This window comes from Pedobacter caeni (assembly GCF_900129215.1).
Taxonomy (GTDB): domain Bacteria; phylum Bacteroidota; class Bacteroidia; order Sphingobacteriales; family Sphingobacteriaceae; genus Pedobacter; species Pedobacter caeni.
Window position 1 is genome coordinate 58,268 of record NZ_FQUQ01000007.1, and the last position, 20,883, is coordinate 79,150.

Annotated in this window: 17 protein-coding genes and 1 tRNA gene; 12 read left to right on the forward strand and 6 right to left on the reverse strand. The window is 38.7% G+C overall.

All coding sequences use genetic code 11. The features are described from left to right. Nucleotides 1-11 precede the first annotated feature (11 nt). Complete coding sequence (locus tag BUC20_RS29135; RefSeq protein WP_073236900.1) at nt 12-2,441, reverse strand: TonB-dependent receptor; 2,430 nt, start codon at nt 2,439-2,441, stop codon at nt 12-14. A gap of 335 nt (nt 2,442-2,776) precedes the next feature. Here BUC20_RS29135 and BUC20_RS29140 point away from each other — a divergent pair, with 335 nt between their 5' ends. From BUC20_RS29140 to BUC20_RS34355, 8 genes are all read left to right on the forward strand, one after another. Then, nucleotides 2,777-2,983 (forward strand): hypothetical protein, encoded by a 207-nt coding sequence (locus tag BUC20_RS29140; RefSeq protein ID WP_073236903.1) that lies wholly within the window; start codon nt 2,777-2,779, stop codon nt 2,981-2,983. Between the two features lie 8 nt (nt 2,984-2,991). Continuing rightward, a complete protein-coding gene (locus BUC20_RS29145) occupies nt 2,992-3,174 on the forward strand; it encodes a hypothetical protein (protein ID WP_073236906.1) in 183 nt (60 codons plus the stop codon). Nucleotides 3,175-3,200: 26 nt separating this feature from the next. Further along, nucleotides 3,201-5,504 carry a peptidase domain-containing ABC transporter gene (locus BUC20_RS29150; RefSeq protein WP_073236909.1) on the forward strand — a complete coding sequence of 768 codons (2,304 nt, stop codon included), beginning with the start codon at nt 3,201-3,203 and terminating at the stop codon, nt 5,502-5,504. 10 nt (nt 5,505-5,514) lie between these two features. Then, on the forward strand, nt 5,515-6,240 hold the full coding sequence (locus BUC20_RS29155) for a hypothetical protein (RefSeq protein ID WP_073236912.1): 726 nt from the start codon (nt 5,515-5,517) through the stop codon (nt 6,238-6,240). A 42-nt stretch (nt 6,241-6,282) separates the two neighbouring features. Continuing rightward, the gene (locus tag BUC20_RS29160; RefSeq protein ID WP_073236915.1) at nt 6,283-9,357 is read left to right on the forward strand and encodes a lantibiotic dehydratase; all 3,075 of its coding nucleotides are present in this window, start codon (nt 6,283-6,285) and stop codon (nt 9,355-9,357) included. 1 nt (nt 9,358) lies between these two features. Continuing rightward, the gene (locus BUC20_RS29165) at nt 9,359-10,462 is read left to right on the forward strand and encodes a sensor histidine kinase (protein ID WP_084529414.1); all 1,104 of its coding nucleotides are present in this window, start codon (nt 9,359-9,361) and stop codon (nt 10,460-10,462) included. Next, nucleotides 10,455-11,207 (forward strand): LytR/AlgR family response regulator transcription factor, encoded by a 753-nt coding sequence (locus tag BUC20_RS29170; protein WP_073236921.1) that lies wholly within the window; start codon nt 10,455-10,457, stop codon nt 11,205-11,207. Before BUC20_RS29165 ends, BUC20_RS29170 begins: the two co-directional genes overlap by 8 nt. Nucleotides 11,208-11,368: 161 nt before the next feature. Next, a complete protein-coding gene (locus tag BUC20_RS34355) occupies nt 11,369-11,503 on the forward strand; it encodes a hypothetical protein (RefSeq protein WP_262497442.1) in 135 nt (44 codons plus the stop codon). Nucleotides 11,504-11,611: 108 nt separating this feature from the next. Here BUC20_RS34355 and aceA read toward each other — a convergent pair whose 3' ends face one another. Next, nucleotides 11,612-12,889, reverse strand: a complete 1,278-nt coding sequence (aceA, locus tag BUC20_RS29175) for an isocitrate lyase (protein WP_073236924.1) — start codon at nt 12,887-12,889, stop codon at nt 11,612-11,614. A gap of 39 nt (nt 12,890-12,928) precedes the next feature. Then, complete coding sequence (aceB, locus tag BUC20_RS29180) at nt 12,929-14,644, reverse strand: malate synthase A (protein WP_073236927.1); 1,716 nt, start codon at nt 14,642-14,644, stop codon at nt 12,929-12,931. Nucleotides 14,645-14,745: 101 nt separating this feature from the next. On the opposite strand from aceB, the gene BUC20_RS29185 reads away from it, so the two are divergent. Further along, nucleotides 14,746-16,224 carry an XRE family transcriptional regulator gene (locus tag BUC20_RS29185; RefSeq protein WP_073236929.1) on the forward strand — a complete coding sequence of 493 codons (1,479 nt, stop codon included), beginning with the start codon at nt 14,746-14,748 and terminating at the stop codon, nt 16,222-16,224. Nucleotides 16,225-16,230: 6 nt separating this feature from the next. Then, the gene (locus BUC20_RS29190) at nt 16,231-16,926 is read left to right on the forward strand and encodes a hypothetical protein (RefSeq protein WP_073236932.1); all 696 of its coding nucleotides are present in this window, start codon (nt 16,231-16,233) and stop codon (nt 16,924-16,926) included. Between the two features lie 99 nt (nt 16,927-17,025). Here the strand turns inward: BUC20_RS29190 and BUC20_RS29195 are convergent. The 3 genes from BUC20_RS29195 to BUC20_RS29205 all read right to left on the reverse strand — a co-directional run bounded on the left by BUC20_RS29195 (nt 17,026) and on the right by BUC20_RS29205 (nt 19,149). Beyond that, nucleotides 17,026-17,113 (reverse strand) — tRNA-Ser (locus BUC20_RS29195). Between the two features lie 47 nt (nt 17,114-17,160). Further along, nucleotides 17,161-18,591 carry a pyruvate kinase gene (pyk, locus tag BUC20_RS29200; protein WP_073236935.1) on the reverse strand — a complete coding sequence of 477 codons (1,431 nt, stop codon included), beginning with the start codon at nt 18,589-18,591 and terminating at the stop codon, nt 17,161-17,163. Nucleotides 18,592-18,729: 138 nt separating this feature from the next. After that, a complete protein-coding gene (locus tag BUC20_RS29205) occupies nt 18,730-19,149 on the reverse strand; it encodes an IPExxxVDY family protein (RefSeq protein ID WP_073236938.1) in 420 nt (139 codons plus the stop codon). Nucleotides 19,150-19,307: 158 nt separating this feature from the next. On the opposite strand from BUC20_RS29205, the gene BUC20_RS29210 reads away from it, so the two are divergent. Both BUC20_RS29210 and fabF read left to right on the forward strand, forming a co-directional pair. Further along, nucleotides 19,308-19,544 carry an acyl carrier protein gene (locus BUC20_RS29210; protein ID WP_008241990.1) on the forward strand — a complete coding sequence of 79 codons (237 nt, stop codon included), beginning with the start codon at nt 19,308-19,310 and terminating at the stop codon, nt 19,542-19,544. A gap of 28 nt (nt 19,545-19,572) precedes the next feature. Continuing rightward, a complete protein-coding gene (fabF, locus tag BUC20_RS29215) occupies nt 19,573-20,826 on the forward strand; it encodes a beta-ketoacyl-ACP synthase II (protein ID WP_073236941.1) in 1,254 nt (417 codons plus the stop codon). Nucleotides 20,827-20,883 lie beyond the last annotated feature (57 nt).

Consider the following 20,883-nt stretch of genomic DNA (forward strand, 5'->3'; position numbering starts at 1 on the left):
AATTTGGTTTATTACATTCTGCTTTTTTCGTCGTTATTTCCTCCGGTAATTTTCTGGACTTTTACTTTTTTTCCAAGACGGAAATTATAAGTCAGTTGTATAGAGAATCTCCTTGTTGTATATTTTTGTCTTTCTGTCAGGTTAAGGCTTCCTGATATGATTTCGTAATCATTTCTGCTGGTATTAAAAACATCGGTTACCAATGCTCTGGCAATAAACTTTTTGTTAAAAAAGCTGTTGCTTAATCCGAGATCGATATAATAACTAGGGACAAATACCTGATTGGAGGTATTGTATTTAGATTGATAGAGTCCCGAAACCTCTAACCGGAGGTCTTTATTGAGGCTTACATTCTGTGTAGTTTTTCCAGAGAAGACCGTTCTTCTGCTTTCACCGGAATCAAAATCAATAATATTTTTATAGACCATCACATTATTGATCATACTCCACCATTTTGCCACCTCAACAGGAACATAAAGGTTTAATCCCAGATATTTCTGACTCGATAAATTCTCCCAACTGTAATTTGCGACGAGGTCTCCGGGTTTATTGCTGAGCAAATACTGAGCAAAAACACCCTTTGTCTGATTTGCGAACAGGCTTAAGCTATATCGGCTCTTATAGAGATAGGATAAATTGAATGAGTGAATAAACTGAGGGTTTAAATAAGGATTTCCAGAGATATAGGTATAATCATCTACACGCCACTCAAATGGATTAAGGCTATTAAATGAGGGTCTGTCCAGTCTTCTGCTATAATTGAATGATAAGGTATTCTTATCATCAAGTGCTCTTTTCAGAAACAAGGAAGGAAATAAATTAAAGTAACTACGGTTATGGGTTTCTCCGGATGTAACAGATGAACCTTTTGTCCTTGTACTTTCAGCACGAAGCCCTACTTGAAAACTTGTTTTTCCCAGACGGAAGCTATACTGGCCATAAGCCGCAGCAATTTGCTCCTTATATTGAAAAATATTACTTCGCTCCGGATCATTTACAAACCCGTCTGTTTTATAATATTCATAGAGGACATTGTTCCGGGTATTTGTCACCGTAAACTTAAGTCCAAATTTCAGCTTCCCTCCATTTTTAAATGCTTTAACATAATTTGCTGCTGCATTATAATTGTCAATTTTTACCGGAACATTGTTGCGATAAAGGGAGTCAAAAAGTGGGGCATTTTGCTGGTCTGTATAATGTGAAAGGAAATCACCCCGGCCATTTCTTTTTGCTGTGGTATAGTCAGAAATTATACCGAAAGATGAGCCAAGCGTATCTATTTTCAAATCATAATTGAATGATAAAGTATAAATCTTATTGTCATTTCTGGTTAGAAAATCGCCTTTGATATTATTGAATTTGTTGTTTAAAGGGTCGTTCAATACCGCAATAGACTTAGCACCTGCATCCGATTTATTATTATTACCATTAAATTCAAGACCTATATATTGATTTTTGGAAATGTCATAAGCAGCCCCCAACCGGAAATTATTTGCCCTTGTGGCTGTAATGGTATTGATATTGGTTTTATAGGTTAGCTGTTCCTGAAACCGGTTATCTTCCAGCTCAGTTCCAACTTTACTCTTTGTGTAATTATGGCTCCCATAGAGTTGCCAGCCTTTATATCCATAATTTAATTGCGCCGAAGTATTATATGAGGGATTTTTAGGTGTCATTGCCCCGATGCCTATTGTTCCATCGAGCCCACCTACACGTTGCTTTTTAAGGATCACATTAATCAATCCGCCACTACCTTCTGCTTCAAATTCGGCTCCTGGATTAGGGATAATTTCTATCGACTCGACCTCTTCAGAACGAAGGTTCGTCAAATAATTTTGAACCTGATCTCTGCTTAAACGCAGTAACCTTCCATTCACCATTATTTTAGTCGCCGTATTCCCGTTAATACCAATGGAGCTACCCATTGTCATTACTCCCGGAGCATAATTCAGTAATTCAAATGTTCCCCGGCCTGATGCCAGAACACTTTCAGAAACATTCAATACATAGCGGTCAATTTTTCGGCTAACCAGTGGTTTTTTTCCGGTTATTTTCACTTCACCTAGCAACTTTGAATCCGGAAGCAGCTGAATTTTACCCAGGTTGGTATCCATATTAACTGTGATTTCCCTGGAATAGGTTTTATAACCGACTAAACTAACCTGTATTCTGTAATCCCCTGGAGTAACATCGAGTTGAAACGAGCCATTTTCATTACTTTGTGCGCCTTTAAGAGGTTTATCACCTAAAGCAGGATTAAAAAGATATACAGAAGTAAAAGGCAATGTAACCCCCTTTTCATCGTATATAATACCTTTGATTTTTAACGCTCCATCCTGACCAAAACCAGGTCCAAAAAAACCACATAACATCAGTAAACAGATGCAGTACCTGATCTTCCCCGAATAAAATGCCATATGGTTATTTGCTGTCAAAATCATATATCGAATGTAGCAGAGGAGTCAGGAGTCGTAAATTTTTTTAGACAAAGACACCCGGTTTTTCGACGAAGATTACCTCATTTAACCATGTGATTGAATTTTAGTGTAAAAACCTTTACAGATCTCCTTTTCGTTGGAAAAAACAGCGCTAAATTTGTCGAACGAGGCTTTCAGGATTCTGGCAGCAAATTTCCGTCGAAAAAGAGCCCTACTTCGTCTAAAAAAATACCTTCTTTTTTTTTTCTGCCTTAATTTCAATAATCAATGTCGGTGTTTTGAAGTGCTGATAAAATCTGCATGTCAATTCAGACAATGAAATCTAAAACGCTTGAAGTATGAAAAATTTAAAAGATTGGTTTAAAACAAAAAAGATAAGACTGGAAGATTGCTCTTCATTTGAAATGGATAAAGAACAATCAGATCAATTTTTCGGAGGATTTAAGGAATATAAACCCCCTATTTATGAGCATGAAAGTCCTGGGAAAACTCAAATTACAATCAGTGATTTGTTCATGGAAACAAATTTAAATACCCTTAAATAACTAAAGCTATGTCAAAAGAAAAAAAAAAAGAGAAACCCCTTATCAACAGTGATGAAAAGTTAAAAGCTTTCGGGATCATCAAAGAAGATGACAATGATGATATTGAAATTGACGGAGAACAGGCTACTGGCGGTAAAGATACTACAGTAGATACCCACTGGCCTACAAGACCAACCGGTGCAGGAATTTAATTGCATTTAAATACATCCAAAATAGCATGGCATTCAGAGGTAAGAAATTCAAATTTCACAGGCAGCTTGACTACATGGACTGTGGACCAACCTGTCTAAAAATGGTATCGGAGTTCCATGGCAAGGATTATTCTTTGGATTTTCTTCGTGCGAACTCTTTCATCACTAAAAATGGGGTAAGTCTACTTGGTTTAAGCGAAGCCGCCGAAAAGATTGGGTTTAAAACCTTAGTTGCCAAGGTAAGCTATAAGCAGCTAACCGAACAGGTTCCTCTTCCCTGCATCTTACACTGGAATCAGGAACATTTTGTTGTGTTGTATGACGTAGAGAAAAAATCCTTTTTTCGGGGCACAGAAAAGCTAACACTTGGTGATCCCGGTCATAACCTGGTCAAGGTAGAACGCGAAGTTTTTGAGAAATGCTGGATTAGCGCTTCAAACGACAAGGGAGTAGCGCTACTGCTTGAGCCAACACCTGACTTCTATAAAAACATTGATGAGTCTCCAAAGAGCAAAGTTGGTTTTGGATTTTTATTCCAATACTTAAAACCTTATAAAAGGTACTTTTTTCAGATTTTCTTAGGTATGTTCCTGGGCAGCCTGATCAGCATGTGTTTTCCCTTTCTAACGCAGAGTCTGGTTGATTTCGGTGTAAACAGGAAAAATTTAAGTTTTATCCATCTGATTTTATTATCTCAGCTATTGCTGTTTTTAGGTAGCATCGCTGTTGACCTGATCCGAAACTGGATACTTCTTCATGTCAGCACCAGGATCAGTATTACCATTATTTCCAATTTCCTCGTTAAGCTGATGAAGTTACCTATCAATTTTTTCGAGTCAAAGAATGTCGGAGACATTACACAGCGGATCAATGATCATCATCGGATTGAAACTTTTCTGACGGGTTCCACACTTAGTACGCTCTTTTCAGTCATTAATCTGATTGTCTTTTCCTTTGTCCTTGCCATCTACAATGTAAAACTCCTGCTCATCTTCGGGGTAGGCAGCTTGCTCTCCATTCTATGGATTTCCATTTTCTTAAAGAAGAGAAAGCACATTGATTATGCAAGGTTTCAACGCTCAAGAGAGAATCAGAATAGTCTGTATGAAATCATTACCGGCATGCAGGAAATTAAACTTTACAATAGTCAGCGGGCCAGACGTTGGGAATGGGAGCGAATACAGGCAAAACTTTTTAAAGTTAATATAAAGAGTCTCGCACTTGATCAGTATCAGGAAATTGGCTCTTCCTTTTTCACGCAACTTAAAAATATTATTATTTCTTATTCCGCCGCTGTATTGGTCATTAACCAGGAAATATCTCTGGGTGTGATGTTAAGTATTTCCTATATCGTTGGCCAAATGAATGGTCCATTAGCCCAAATCATTCAATTTATCAGGAGCATCCAGGATGCCAAAATCAGCATGGACAGGTTAGCCGAAATCCATAACAAGCCAGAGGAAGAAGCCAGTGAAGATCTTGTTGGCGATAATGAGAACGAAATAGCGCATGTTTACAACGGTGCGGATCCCGATGGGGTTTACTTCAATCACAGTCACTTTTTAAATAGCATGAAAACAGATTCCGGAGATGGAATTACAATTTCAAATCTATCTTTCAGGTACGGATCACCCAAAAGTCCCTTGATTCTGAAGGACATCAGCATGCACATTCCAAAAGGAAAAATCACAGCAATTGTAGGCGCAAGTGGAAGTGGCAAAACGACTTTGATGAAGCTGTTATTGAAATTCTATCCCCCTTCAGAAGGAAATATCTTCATAGACGGGCTAAATATAAAAGACATTTCGGCACAACTATGGCGAAATAACTGTGGAACAGTAATGCAGGATGGTTACATATTTTCAGATTCAATTGCCAGAAATATTGCCGTTGATGGGGAACGCATTCAGGAAGAGAGACTCTACGATGCCATCAGGGTGGCTAATATACAGGAATACATTTCCAAATTACCCCTGGGCTTTACCACCAGAATAGGAAACACCGGCTCTGGTTTGAGTGGAGGGCAAAAGCAACGTCTTTTCATTGCCAGAGCAGTGTATAAAGATGCAAAATATCTTTTCTTTGACGAAGCAACCAGTGCACTTGATTCAAATAATGAAAAAGTGATTATGGAAAATATGGAGCAATTCTATCAGGGAAAAACCGTGCTTATTGTGGCTCATCGCCTGAGTACAGTAAAAAATGCAGATCAGATTATCGTAATGAAAGATGGAGAAATTGTAGAACAAGGAAGTCATTATGAGCTTGCTGATCAAAGGGGTTATTATTACGAGTTGGTAAAGAACCAGCTGGAGTTAGGAAACGCTTAAGAAAAAGAACATGCCAAACGAAAATCAACCACTGGAGATCAGAAGTAATGAAATGGAAGAAATAGTTGGACAAGTTCCACACTGGATTATTCGTTGGGGGATATGTGTGCTGTTTTCAGTAGGAATCATCGGCTTTATCATCACAAAATATGTAAGCTTTCCAGACATTCTTGCCGCCCAGGTATTGGTACAAGCCAAACAACAACCAGGAAAAGTAACGGTCAGGAGGGAGGATGCCCAACAGGAGTTCAAGCTATTGATCAAAGAGGGGCAACAAGTGACCATCGGAGATACCCTTTTAATCCGTAGAGATACCAAAACAAATATCAACTATCCTATCATCACTCCAATGGAAGGAAAAATTTACATCTCCTACGGCATCGATGAAAAAAATACGCTTGACTATGTGATTTGGGTCGTACCAAAAACCTCCAGTTTCGATATTAAAATAAAATACAGTAACAGAGGGGCGGGAAATGTAAAGACCGGACAAATCGTAAAAATTAACCTGTATGATTATCCGAATAGTCAATATGGCTTCCTGGAAGGTAAAATCACCAGCATACTTCCGGTACAACTAAATGAGCAGCATCAGGCTTATGTTAAGCTGGAACACACCAAATTAATCACTTCCAACAATATGGAACTTCCAATCTTATCTACGATGCAGGGAGATGGAGAAATTTTATTAAATGACAGAAGTATCTTTCAACGAATTTTTGGAAGTATATTGTAATTTTATAAGAATGTAGAATTGAATATATTTTAAATCTGACCAATGTATCAACACTTTGGAAAAGCAATCATTAGAACCCCCTTGTTTACTTATCATGACCTGATCCGTCCGGATAGTGATCAATCATTTGATTTTGAACATCTGTTACAAAAAAAATTAAACGATCCATATTTTATGGAAGCCTTATATTGGGCTTCTCCCGGCCTCTATTCACTTTCAAAAGACCTGCAAAAAAACCTGATCAAAGACGAAAAAAAAAAAGACCGGCTTTTGCATTCTTTAAAAAAATACATCATCAGGGCAGGAAGCAGAAGTACTCCCTATGGGATATTCGCGGGTTGTGATATTGTTGAGATCAATTCTGAGGGATCCTCTTCTTCGGAAAAAAGAAGTAATCTGACTCTTTCCAGAAAGATCAGACCGGATATGAGCTTACTGGTCAACCTGGTTGAACATATCAAAACCAATTCTACCATCTGGCCTTATTTAAACTACCGGATAAACAACTCTCTTTATACTGTTCAAGAGACTTTTCGGTATATGGAGTATCGCATAAACGAAGGACAAAGGGAATATCAATTGAATGCCATTGAACGATCACCTGTTCTGGATAAAATATTAGCCAATGCCCGCAACCAATCCCTTAAAATAAGTGATTTCTTTCAGCTGATTGGTAATGACAGTGACGATCAGGAGAAATCCGTATTTATAAAAGACCTTATTGAGATGCAATTTCTAGTCAGTGACCTTGAATTGGAAGTGACAGGAAACGAACAATTGAATAAACTGAAAAACCAGTTAATACAGCTTAAAAAAAACGATGTTGATGTCGATGAGTACCTCAACCTCATTGAAAATCTGGAAAATGTTATTGATAAATTTGAACGTGCTCCGATTGGGGTAATTCCTTTCAGGGAGATTCATCTGTTAAAGCATCAGCTGGAACAGATGAAGATTCCGATCGACAAAGATTCAATAATACATGGAGACTTACTAAGGCCGGATGAAACAGGTATTAAGCTATCAGAAGCGCTAATTGAAGAGCTCTTACAAGCGATAAAAGCATTTAGTAAATTATCTGCGAAAACACCTTTTTATGAAGAACAACTTAAGCGTTTTAAAACTGCATTTATTGAAAAATACGAAACTCAGGAAATTCCGCTTTCCGAGGTTAGTGATATGGAAATGGGCATTGGATTTCCAACGATAAACGGGATTGGCAATATTGCTCACAACCCTTTCACGGAGCAGATTAAAGGGCCGGTTTTCCAGGACAAAACTGAAGTAAAATACAAGTGGCATGACTTCCTTCAAGAGAAAACCAGTCAGGCTGAACAGGCAGGCCAGAGAGGGATCGTACTAACTGATAAAGATCTACATCCATTTAAGGATAAAACATCCCTTCTGGCGAACACCATCTCCCTTCTTTTTTCCATATTACCAGATGGACAGATATTACTACAGAGCGTCGGAGGGTCAACTGCAAACAGTTTATTAGCCCGTTTTGCTTATCTATCACCTGAAATAAATAGCTTATCTAAGCACATTTCAGAGAAAGACATTAAACTTTCAAAAGAAGCTATATTAGCCGAAATTGTTCATCTACCAGAAGGCAGGGTAGGAAATGTTATCCGAAGACCTATATTAAGTCCTTATGAGATTCCTTTTCTTGCTAAATCAGGACTGGAAGATAAAAACCAAATTCAATTAGATGATCTCCTGATTTCCGTCCAGTATGACCAGGTTGTTTTACGTTCTAAAAGACTAAATAAGCAGATCATCCCACGATTGTCTTGTGCTCACAATTATAGTTTAAGTCAGCTATCTGTCTATCAATTACTCTCTGCATTACAACATCCAGGGAAACTTGGTTTTCAAGTCAGTTGGGGTACATGGGCCAGCAGCAGAAAGTTCCTACCGAGAATCTCTTATGGAAAAGTGATATTGCAACTGGCAAAATGGAACTTTAAACCTCAGGATTATGGCTTTATTCTAGAAGATGGAGATCCAGTGTGTAGCCTAAGGGAATTTTTAAAAAAATGGTCTGTTCCAAGATACATTGCAATAAGTGATGGTGACAATGATCTGTTCCTGGACATTGAAGAACAAGATTATCTGGATATTTTATTGGAAGAGCTAAGAAAAAAGAAATCCTTACGATTTGTGGAATGGCTTTATTTTGGCGATCAGCAGCAACCAATTGAAAAAACCTATGTAAATCAGTTCATTCTGCCGCTCTACAGGAATGAAGCCACACCAAAATCTATACCTGAGTTCTTTGATGACACCAGGAAAGACAAATCTATTATCAGAAGCTTTCCTCCAGGTAGTGATTGGGCATATTTCAAAATCTATTGTGGAGCTTATATTTCTGATTATATATTAACAAAAAAAATAGCTCATCTGAGCAAAAGCCTGTTGCAGGACCAATTGATTGACAAATTTTTCTTTATTCGCTACACCGATCCCAATTATCACATTCGCTTCAGGGTACAAATGAAGGAGTCTCTGTCTTCAAATTGGGGAGAAGTAGTAAAACGCACCTACCAGACACTTGAACCATATACCACCTCCAGAACAATATGGAAGATCCAACTTGACACCTATCATCGCGAACTGGAACGGTATGGAAGTGACGACATAGATGCTACCGAAGATTTATTTTTCCATGATTCCATGCTGTATTTTAAGCTACTGGAGGAGGAATCTTTCCATACGGATGATACTGTACGCTTATTAACTGCACTTAAAAACATTGATAAATGGCTAATTTTGTTTAAACTAGACCTTCAAGCAAGGATTTCCTTCACAGAACAAATGGCTCAGGCCCTGCTTAAAGAATTTGGAAATGAAGTCAAAGTAAAAATAGATATGCAATACAGAGAAATGAAACAACAGGTTGGAAGCTTTATAGCCAGCGATCAATTCGAAGATCTATTTCATATTCGGGATAAAATGATTGCTGAAGATTTGCCAAGGGAGAATCTGGCAAGTTATATACATATGAGTATCAACAGATGGTTTAAATCTGATCAGAGGTTGATGGAACTCATTTGTTATACCTTTTGTGCAAAATACTATAAAACCCAGACGAATCACCATACTTTTCGAGCATAGGATGAATAACCCTAATAAGTACTCCATTTATCCAAATCTATGGGCCAGAATCGGTCTCCATCTGCTCCTATGGCTATTGCTATATATTTTTACGATGATCATTTGCAAAGGTACTTTTGCGATCGGAATGCTAAGCGCTCCTGTTTTGCTGTATAGCTTGATTTTATCATTTGTAGTGATCTGTAATCATTACTTCCTATCCTATATCACCCTTCCTTTTCTTGAAAAAAGAACGTGGTTATGGACTGTCCCTTTACAGTTGGTTATGGTTTATATTTTCTCTGTAACTGTAATTATTCTATCCATAGCTTTTATTGCAAAATCGTTCCCCGAGTATCCGACATTAAAACTGCAAAGTGAGAGGTATTATCTTTATAACTTCGCTAACATCTTTAATTACAAATCATTTTCCTGGTTTATATCCTTTACACTTTTCTTCAACATACTTTCCTTTTTATTGAAGTTCGCAAAGAATTATTATGAAACAAACCAGGACAAGATCTCACTGATAAAAGAAAAAAATCAGATGGAGTTAAACTTTTTACGCTCTCAGATTCAGCCACATTTTTTATTTAACACTTTGAATAACATCTATGGATTGGTCATTGAGAATCAAAAAGCAAGTCAGTCAATCATTAAATTATCCGACTTATTACGATTCTCCTTATATGAAAGCAGTCAGGGGGAAATTTCACTTCAAAGGGAAATTTCATTTCTAACAGATTATATTATTTTAGAACAAATCCGCCATAAAGATGACCGGGTGAACATTGAATTTGATTTTGACAACATCGAAGAAAAATCGATAAAAATAAAGCCATTACTACTGGTGAATTTCATCGAAAATGCATTTAAGCATGGGGTAAATGCAAATATAAACTACTCCTGGGTTAAAATTATTTTGACCTCAAAAAAAAATGTTGTACATTTTACCATAGAAAATAATAAGCCGAAAAAAAAACATCCGACAAAACAGGAAACCGGCGTTGGCCTGAGGAATGTTCGCAGACGATTAGAACTGGAATATCCTGAACGTTATGATTTGAGTATTAAAGAAACATCGGAAGTCTATGAAGTTAAATTAACCCTGAGAATTAATGAGTGATCACATGACCGTTATTATCGTTGATGACGAACCAATAGCACAAGACATTATTGAGAAATTTGTAGGCATGGTCCCTTACCTGAAATTGATCAAAAAATGCGACAATGCTATTGAAGCGTTAAATGACATTCAGAAGTTTAAACCGGATCTGGTTTTTTTAGATGTACAAATGCCAGAAATGACAGGACTGGAAATGCTGAAAATTCTTCGCCACAACAGTTCCTTTATCGTCATTACAACGGCTTTTCCTCATTTTGCTATTGATGGATTTAACATGGATGTTACCGATTATCTGTTGAAACCCATCCCATTTGAACGATTTTTAAAAGCTGTAAATAAATGCTACGATTTTTTTAAGTTAAGTAAAGGTTATCATGACCATTCAGAACCCCCGATCACACCAACCGCTCCAAACAATGCCAAAACCTATATTTTTGTTAAAGAAGGAAAAAAATTAGTTCAGGTCTGTGTAGAGGACATCGTCATGGTAAAGGCGCTGAAAGATTACATGGAGCTTTTCCTGATTGATCGTAAAGTCATTGTACACATTACAATGGCCAAACTGGAAGAAATCCTCACTCCCCCACTATTCATTCGTGTAAGTCGTTCTTGTATTGTAAGAAAAACCTCCATCAAATCTATTCAGGACCTCCATATGGAAATCGACCTGAAATCTGAAGAAAGAATTGTTATTGGCAATACCTATTGGGAAGCCTTAAGATCCAATTTTAAAGAACTTTTCTAGACCCCAGAAGCTCCAATATTTTTCTATTTCAGAATAGAAATTGATATTTTTTGCAGTTTCATCGAAAAAATAACTCATTCCGTCTAAAAAATATTCCGCTTTCCAAATCGTCATCTATATTAGTATTAAACCTATTAGTATAAACCAAAAAACAAATGATTATGGAAAGTTCAAAATTACTCATCAAGAAAAAGATAGTATTTAAGCCTGCTACTAAAAATGCGACAAAAGGAAAAGTCAATTTTTTTGATACGACGACTACCATCCTTCCGCCTACCAGTACCACTCAGATATAATACAATAACGTAAATCCTGCATTAACGAGTAACTAAAATTAATCCTCATCCCTATTTCCAAAAGGCCTGGTTATGAATCCATAATCAGGCCTTCCTTTACACTGATTGTCAATGGAATTGTGCTGTTTCCGTACTGTCTTTCATCGCCATAGTTGAGGCTGTTCCCTGTTGCACTGTACTCTGTACACAGTCGAAATAACCGGTTCCAACGAAACTCTGATGTTTCACCGCTTTAAATCCATGTTCCTGCAATGCAAACTCCCTTTGTTGCAACTTAGAGAAGCCAGCCATCCCAGTTTGCTTATAAGATTGGGACAACTCAAACATAGACGTATTCAGGGCGTGGAATCCTGCCAGTGTAATGAACTGAAAACGATAGCCCAATGCAGCGAGGTCTTCCCTGAATGTTTCCATTTCCAGCTCGGTCAGGTGTTTACTCCAATTGAAAGATGGTGAACAATTATAAGCCAGCATTTTCCCCGGATAAACTGCATGGATAGCCTCTGCAAATTCCCTTGCAATAGTCAGATCAGGCTGAGAAGTTTCCATCCAGATCATATCAGCATATGGCGCATAGGATAACCCACGGGAAATACATTGCCCGAGCCCATTTCTTACCGTGTAAAAGCCTTCATTGGTGCGTTCTCCGGTAATAAATTCCTGATCCCTGACATCGATGTCAGAAGTGATCAGATTTGCTGCTTCTGCGTCGGTACGTGCAATGATAATGGAGGAAACATTCATCACGTCCGCAGCCAGCCTTGCGGCAATTAATTTATTAATGGCTTCCTGAGTTGGAACCAATACTTTTCCGCCCAAATGCCCACATTTTTTTGCTGAAGACAACTGATCTTCGAAATGAACTCCTGAAGCCCCTGCTTCGATCATTGCTTTCATCAACTCAAAGGCGTTTAAGTTGCCACCGAAACCGGCTTCCGCATCCGCAATAACCGGAGCCATCCAGTCTTTTGAATTATCTCCGTTTACAGAATCGATCTGTTCACAGCGTAATAATGCATTGTTAATTCTTTTCACCACATCAGGTACTGAGTTCACCGGATATAGGGACTGATCCGGATACATTGCTCCAGAGGAATTTGCATCAGCAGCAACCTGCCAACCACTCAAATAAATCGCGTCTAGGCCTGCTGCGACTTCCTGCACAGCCTGATTTCCTGTCAGGGCACCCAAAGCGGCAACATAAGATTGTGCTTTCAGTTTTTCCCATAATTTCTCTGCCCCGTTTCTGGCCAAAGTATATTCAATTTCTACTTTGCTACGCAATTTCAAAACTTCTTCTGCGGTGTAAGGCCGGATGATCCCATCCCATCTCGGGTTGGTCTTCCATTCGGTAAATAGTCGGGTTGCTTTAGGATCTGTTCCCATGATGGTTGATTTTTAGGTTAACATTTACATTGATTTTTTTTATACGTTTATTATTTTTTCTTCAGGTATCAGGAAGGTAGCTGTACTGCCATTTGTGCTCAGTTCTTCTTCGCAAACTTTTCTTTCATCGCTGGAAAGGATGAGTTCATAGCCTGGCAGGGTTAAAAAATCAACCCATTTATCCTGAACAATCAGTTTATTGAAAATGCAGATTGCCTGAACGTATTGACCATCCTGATAAGCTTTACTTCCTACCGTGCTTCTGATTTGCTCAATCTCATCATCCCTCATATCCTCATACAAAGTATGGTTGATGACCCTGCCATCGGCCAGTTTCGCTTTATTTTGCAACCATTGCCATATCTGCGCCCTGCAAATTTCTGCGGTAGCTGCGTCTTCCATCAGGTTGTGTATGGCTGCGGCACCATTTCCACGAAGCCAGCTTTCGAGGTACAGAATTCCAACGTTGATATTCTGTCTTAACCCTTCTTCGGTTATTGTTCCTTCCGGCAATGCGAGTAATTCATCTGCTGTACAAACAAAATCTTCCCGTTTTATATGGAGCTGGTTTGGCGTTTTCATGCCTGCATCAAATATTTCTTTAGCAATGGTAACCAACCCGGGATGTGCAACCCAGGTGCCATCGTGGCCATCGGTGACCTCCCTTAGTTTATCTGCTTTTACTTTTTTTATAGCGGCTTCATTAGCCAGTTCATTGTTCTTTATTGGAATTTGTGCCGCCATCCCTCCGATCGCATGCGCGCCACGTTTATGGCAGGTCCGTATCACCAACTGTGTATATGCCCTCATAAACGGGACAGTCATATTTACCTGTGAACGGTCAGGAAAAACATATCCGGGAACATTTCTGAATTTCTTAATGAAAGAGAAAATATAATCCCACCGCCCGCAGTTCATTCCTGCAGAATGGTCTCTCAACTCAAACAGGATTTCATTCAGCTGAAACGGGGCAAGAATGGTTTCTACCAATACCGTTGCTTTGATGCTTCCATGAGTCACACCACAATATTCCTGTGTGAATACAAATACATCATTCCAAAGTCTGGCCTCTCTATGGCTTTCCAATTTGGGCAGATAGAAATATGGTCCTGTTCCATTTTGCAATAGTGTTTTGGCATTATGGAAAAAGTAAAGTCCAAAATCCAGTAAACTTCCACTGATGGCTTCGCCATTAATTTCAATGTGTTTTTCTTCTAAATGCCAGCCTCTTGGGCGAACGAATAAAGTTGCAGTGTGCTCATCCAGTTTGTATTCTTTTCCATTATCCGGATTGACAAAACGAATGGACCGGTTAATGGCATCCCGTAAATTGATCTGGCCATCGATAATATTCTCCCATTTTGGGGAATTACTATCCTCAAAATCCGCCATAAAAACATTAGCTCCGGAATTCATTGCATTGATGATCATCTTACGATCAACCGGGCCGGTAATTTCCACACGACGGTCCTGAATATCTTCCGGTATGGGAGCAATCTCCCAGTCGCTGTTTCGGATTTCCATCGTTTCCGGAAGAAAGCGGGGCTTCCATCCGGCATCAATTTTTTGCTGCACTACATCTCTTTCTTTTAGCAGGGATTTGCGGTGCACATTAAACTGGAGGTGCAATGCCTTAATAAACTGCAGTGCATCATCCCCAAGTATTTCCTGATAAGCTTCCTGGAACGGAGCTTTAATGGTCATGCCTTCCGGGGCATGGTTCCATTTGCTGGGGTGGTTCATAATTGATGTCATGGTTGTAAGTTTTATGCAAGATACGGATTATTCTCAATTAGCGAAATATTCGCTAATATTTTTTTTTTCGTTAACCAGGTTCTTTTTCCTACTTTAGCCATATGATAACCGACAATGATAGCGTACGTCTAATTTTAGGACTGAAAGTCAAGGCTTTAAGACAAGAGAAAGGACTCTCTTATCAGCAGCTAGCTGAAAAAACAGGCATGTCACTCTCTTATGTACATGATATTGAGACTGGAAAAAAGTTCCCAAAAGCCGATAAAATACTCTCATTGGCAAAAATTCTGGGTGTTGATTATGATTATCTGGTGTCATTAAGAGCCAACAAAAAACTACAGCCGATTATAGATCTGATCAATTCTGATTTTATAAATGCAGTTCCATGGGACCATTTTGGACTCACTCCGGCATCACTTTTAGATCTTTTTTCGAACACCCCCGATAAAGTAACAGCCTTCATCAGTACACTTCTTAAAATCTCCAGGAGTTATCAGTTATCAAAAGAAAATTTTTACAATGCAGCGCTTCGCTCTTATCAGGACCTTCATGACAATCATTTTGAAGAGCTTGAAGACGCAGTAAGAAACTTCAGGGAGGAATATAAATGGGACGAGGACCTAAAAGCAGAAACTCCCCTGCTTGAAGGCATTTTAAACAAAATAGGAATTCAGGTAAACCGCAAGCGGATGAACAGCATGGAAGCCCTGCAGGGACTCCGTTCTTTTTACGCCAAAACCAGCAAAACATTTTACATCAATAAGGGCATGAGCCCTGCGCAGGAGAAGTTTTTACTGGCCAGAGAAATCGCTTTTCAATACCTGAACATCACCGAAAGACCCTATGAAACGATCATACAGCACAGTGACTCCTTCGACATCATGCTCAACAACTTCAAAGCTTCTTATTTTGGGGTAGCCCTGCTGATGCAGGAAGAAAAGTTCGTAGAAGATGTAAAACGGATCATGATGCAGTCAAAATGGGATGATAAGGCATGGCTAAACCTATGGACCGAGTATGAGGTTACCCCTGAAATGATGGTGCAAAGGCTGACCAATGTCTTGCCAAAACACTTCAGCATTGATCAGCTTTTCTTTTTGCGCATTTCGGGAGATGTTAAAAAAGATGAATTTGAGATCACGAAAGAGTTACACCTCTCCCAATTGCATAACCCCCACGCCAACGCCAGACATGAACATTATTGCCGCCGTTGGGTATCGATCAATTCCCTAAAACACACCGCCAATCTGCTGAACGCAAAAAAATACAAACACCCGATTGTGGAAGCTCAAATTTCTCAATATTGGCAAACACACAACCGGTATCTATGCATTTCCATTTCAAAACCAACAGGAAAAGGGAATGAGATGATTAGCGTAACCCTTGGGTTGTTGATAGATCAGAAGCTTCTTCAGGCCATGTCATTTGTAAATGACACTGCTATTCCAGTAAAAACAGTACACACCACCTGTGAACGCTGTGGAATCATGGACTGCATGGAAAGAGCTGCTCCCCCAACTGAAATCCTGAAAGAACAAAAACAGGAAAAAATCAATAACGCCCTAAAGCAGCTCCAATAACAAAGAATGATCTCTTACAAATCCATCCTGTTTTCATTAGTACTCTTTACCACAATTTCAATCGTAAACGCCCAAAGCAAGGCCATATTTAAAGAAAACTTCAAAAAAGACGATCTTCAGAAACACTGGTTAAGCCTCAACGGCAGCTGGGAAGTCAAAGACCAGACGATCAGGGGGAACAAGGACGCAAATTGGGCCATTCTACTCTGCAATAAGCCCCTTCCTGAAAATTACATCCTGACCTTCTCTTCTCTGGTTGAACCCGGGGCCTATTTATTTGAAGTAATGCTGAACATCAACCGTGAGCGCTTTCTTGGCATCTTGCTCAATCAATTTGAAAACAGGGTCGCAATTGAAGATCGGGGCCTGTTTGCCAATCTGGATATGCCGGGAAGTTTGATACATAGCGTGGGGCATATTGGCACCATGCCAAAAGTATCAAGGCCAAAAGTGCATACCTGGCAAGACTGGAAAATACAAAAAGCAGGAAATGAATTTTTTGTATGGATAAACGATGAAGCGATTACTTCTTTTAAAGATTCCTCTGGTTTTGTTAAAACCAGAGGGCAATTTGGCTTTGCAGTCAATGGCAAAGCTTCGATTAAAAACATAGAATTAAGAAAACTAAGGGAAGAAAGCGCTCTTCCTCCGGGGAATTTTAAAGGAAAACCTCTTATCAAACCTTTTTTTGTTTTTGAGTAGCCGGGAAGAAAAAGCGTTTCATAAGTCTCCTTCTGGAAACAAAAAAGGCTTCAAACAGAAATGTTTGAAGCCTTTTTTATCGCGTTTTGCTAAAATCTGCGGAGAGAGAGGGATTCGAACCCTCGATACCCTTTTGAGGTATACACACTTTCCAGGCGTGCTCCTTCAACCACTCGGACACCTCTCCTTTTTGCGGATTGCAAAAGTAGAAAAAAAATTGAATGCTACAGCATTTTAATCAATAACTGTAATTTTTAACATATTGGTTTTTCCTTTTCTTTCCATTGGAATAGCCGCAGTGTTAATGATCACATCACCTTTTTTGATCATTTTATGCTTTTTAAGCAGGTTATTTACGTCCTGAATGGTTTCATCAGTGCTTTCAAATTTATCGTAATAGAAGCCCTGAACACCCCATAATAAGCTCACTGTATTTAACAATGCAAGATTACTTGTAAAAATATAAGTTAATGCTTTAGGTCTGTGGCTTGAAATTTCAAAAGCAGTATATCCGCTTAAAGTCATTGACACAATACCAACCGCATTTGTTTGTTTCGATAAGAAGCATGCCGTATCACAGATTGCATCGCTCAGGAAGCTCTCAGACTTCGGTTTAAGGAACTTTTCAGGGTGGAACGGATAGTTGTTCACTTCAATGTTCTGGATGATTTTCTGCATGGTCTCAATAACGATCAGTGGAAATTCACCTACTGAAGTTTCACCACTTAACATCACTGCATCTGCACCATCAAGAACAGAATTGGCTACGTCATTTACCTCAGCACGTGTTGGTCTTGGCGTAGTGATCATACTTTCCAGCATTTGAGTCGCAATAATCACTGGTTTTGACGCTGCTCTACATTTCTGAACGATCATTTTTTGTAACAATGGAACTTCTTCCATCGGCATTTCCACTCCGAGGTCACCACGGGCAACCATAATTCCGTCCGATACAGCAATGATCTCATCAATGTTAGCAATTGCCTCAGGTTTCTCAATTTTAGCGATTACGCGGGCTGTTTTACCTCTTTGTTTGATGATATCTTTCAGTTCTACAATGTCTTCTGCATTACGAACAAAAGAAAGTCCGATCCATTCTACATCGTTTTCGAGAACGAATTCTAAATTTTTACGATCCTCCACGGTAAGAGAAGGGATAGAAACTTTAGTATTTGGAAGGTTTACCCCTTTTCTTGAAGTCAGAATTCCGCCATGAACAATTTCACAAACCACCTCATCAACAAGGTTAGTTTCAATCACACGCATCTGCAGTTTACCATCATCCAACAGGATAATTTCACCTGCTTTTACGTCCTTTGGAAAGGTATCATAAGTGATGTAAATACGTTCTTCGTTTCCGATACATTCTTTGGTTGTAATGACCGTTCTGTTTCCGTTAACTAAATGAATACCACCATCTTTCACCATTCCAATCCTAATCTTAGGTCCTTGTAAATCAGCAAGAATACCTACGTTATAATTGTGTTTTTTATTAAGACTGCGGATGGTATCTAGGACCTCCTGGTGATCTGCCTGAGAACCGTGAGAAAAATTTAATCTGCATACGTCGAGTCCGGCGTTAAACATGCTAAATAAAACTTCTGGCTTAGCTGAAGCAGGACCGAGTGTCGCTACGATTTTTGTTCTAGAATGAAATGGTTTCATTTTGGTTATTTAAATTTATATGGACCAACAAAATGAAGGTTTTGATGTCTAAAACCGATGTTGGCCTGGTTATTAATATTTTTTTTCTGATGTTGTAAAATCAAATATAGTGTATTTAATACACCTTCAATATAAAATTTACATTACCAAATTTTCACGGGACCTTAACTTACGCGGATCTATCTGCGCAGCTACCTGAATATCAGATAGTTTATTTAATCCTGCAAGAATAAAATTAAGGTCTTCTTTGTCAATATACTGATGAATAATCATAAAAAAATCAACTTTGTTCATTTCAGGAATTAAAAATCCTTCAGCGTTTCGGTTATTGATGATGTAATACTCAATTTCACCCTGTTCCACAAAAAAATAATACTTGGAAAAAGCCAGCGGATTTTCATCAATATTGAAGTAAACCTCGTGATCATCAATCTTTTCGAAGTCAAAATTCAGACTGGTATTGATTTTATGACAGAGCACATAATCCTTCAAAGAAGCCGTAATTGCGATTAAAACGAAGTCAAGATCCAGGGATAGTTTTAAATAAGTTTTGTTCAAAACACGCTTTTTTAGGGAAATACAAAATTATAAAACTAATTTTACATTGATGTTCAAAATAAAAACATTAAAATTGGAAGAGAAATAAAAACATTTGAAATGTGTAAATATTTATTTTTCTTTGCACTGAATTATTTAACCATTAAATTATAAACATTATGTCTGATATTGCTTCAAGAGTTAAGGCTATTATCGTTGAAAAATTAGGTGTGGATGAAAACGAAGTTACACCAGAGGCTTCTTTCACTAACGACTTGGGTGCGGATTCTTTAGATACAGTAGAACTTATTATGGAGTTCGAAAAAGAATTCAATGTAGCGATTCCTGATGATCAGGCTGAAACTATTGGTACTGTTGGTCAAGCAATTGCTTACTTAGAGAAAAACGTTAAGTAAAAATACGGTCTCCGTATAATCCGTATAAATGGAATTAAAAAGAGTAGTAGTTACAGGGTTGGGTGCGCTCACTCCAATTGGCAATACGATCCCGGAATTCTGGGATGGTTTGCTGAATGGCGTGAGCGGCGCTGGCCCTATTACAGGTTTTGACACATCAAAGTTCAAGACGAAGTTTGCATGTGAACTTAAAAACTTCAACCCTGAAGATTTTTTGGATAAAAAAGAAGCCCGCAAGTTAGATCCATTTGTTCAATACGCTTTAGTAGCTACAGATGAGGCTGTAAAGGATGGTAATTTTGATTTTTCTCAACTTGACACCAACCGTATAGGCGTTATCTGGGGTTCTGGTATTGGCGGTTTTAAAACATTTCAGGATGAAATGAAGAACTTCTTTTTAGGCGATGGTACTCCTCGTATAAATCCGTTCTTTATTCCCAAAGTAATTATTGACATCGTCCCTGGCCATATTTCCATAAAATATGGTTTACGCGGACCCAATTTCGCTACCGTTTCTGCTTGTGCTTCTTCTACTAACGCCATGATTGACGCTTACAACTATATTCGTTTGAATATGTGTGATGTCATCATCAGCGGGGGTTCTGAAGCAATTATCAATGAAGCGGGAATCGGAGGATTTAATGCAATGCATGCCCTTTCGACCAGAAATGATGATCCGAAAACTGCATCCAGACCATTTGACAAAGACAGAGATGGATTTGTTGCCGGTGAAGGTGCAGGAACAATTATCCTGGAAGAACTGGAACATGCGAAAAAACGTGGTGCGAAGATCTATGCCGAATTAGTAGGTGGTGGAATGAGCGCAGATGCGAACCATATTACGGCACCCCATCCGCAGGGACTTGGTGCAAAAATGGTAATGACAAATGCTTTAAATGATGCTGGTATGACTACCGGAGACATTGATTACATCAACGTCCATGGTACTTCTACCCCACTTGGAGACATCTCTGAGAGCAGGGCAATCGTCGACTTGTTTGGCGAAGATGCTTACAAATTAAACATCAGTTCTACAAAATCGATGACAGGCCATTTACTTGGCGCTGCAGGTGCTATTGAAGCGATTGCTGCAATTCTTGCGGTAAAGAACGACATAGTACCGCCTACAATAAATCACTTTACTGATGATCCTGATTTTGATCCTAAATTGAACTTTACGTTTAATAAGGCTCAAAAACGTACCATCCGTGCTGCACAAAGCAACACTTTTGGCTTCGGCGGACATAATGCATCTGTGATATTCAAAAAGTACGAAGAATAAGAATTAGTTTCTGTATAAGGAGACTATTTGCTTAGTCTCCTATAATTTTTGTAACAA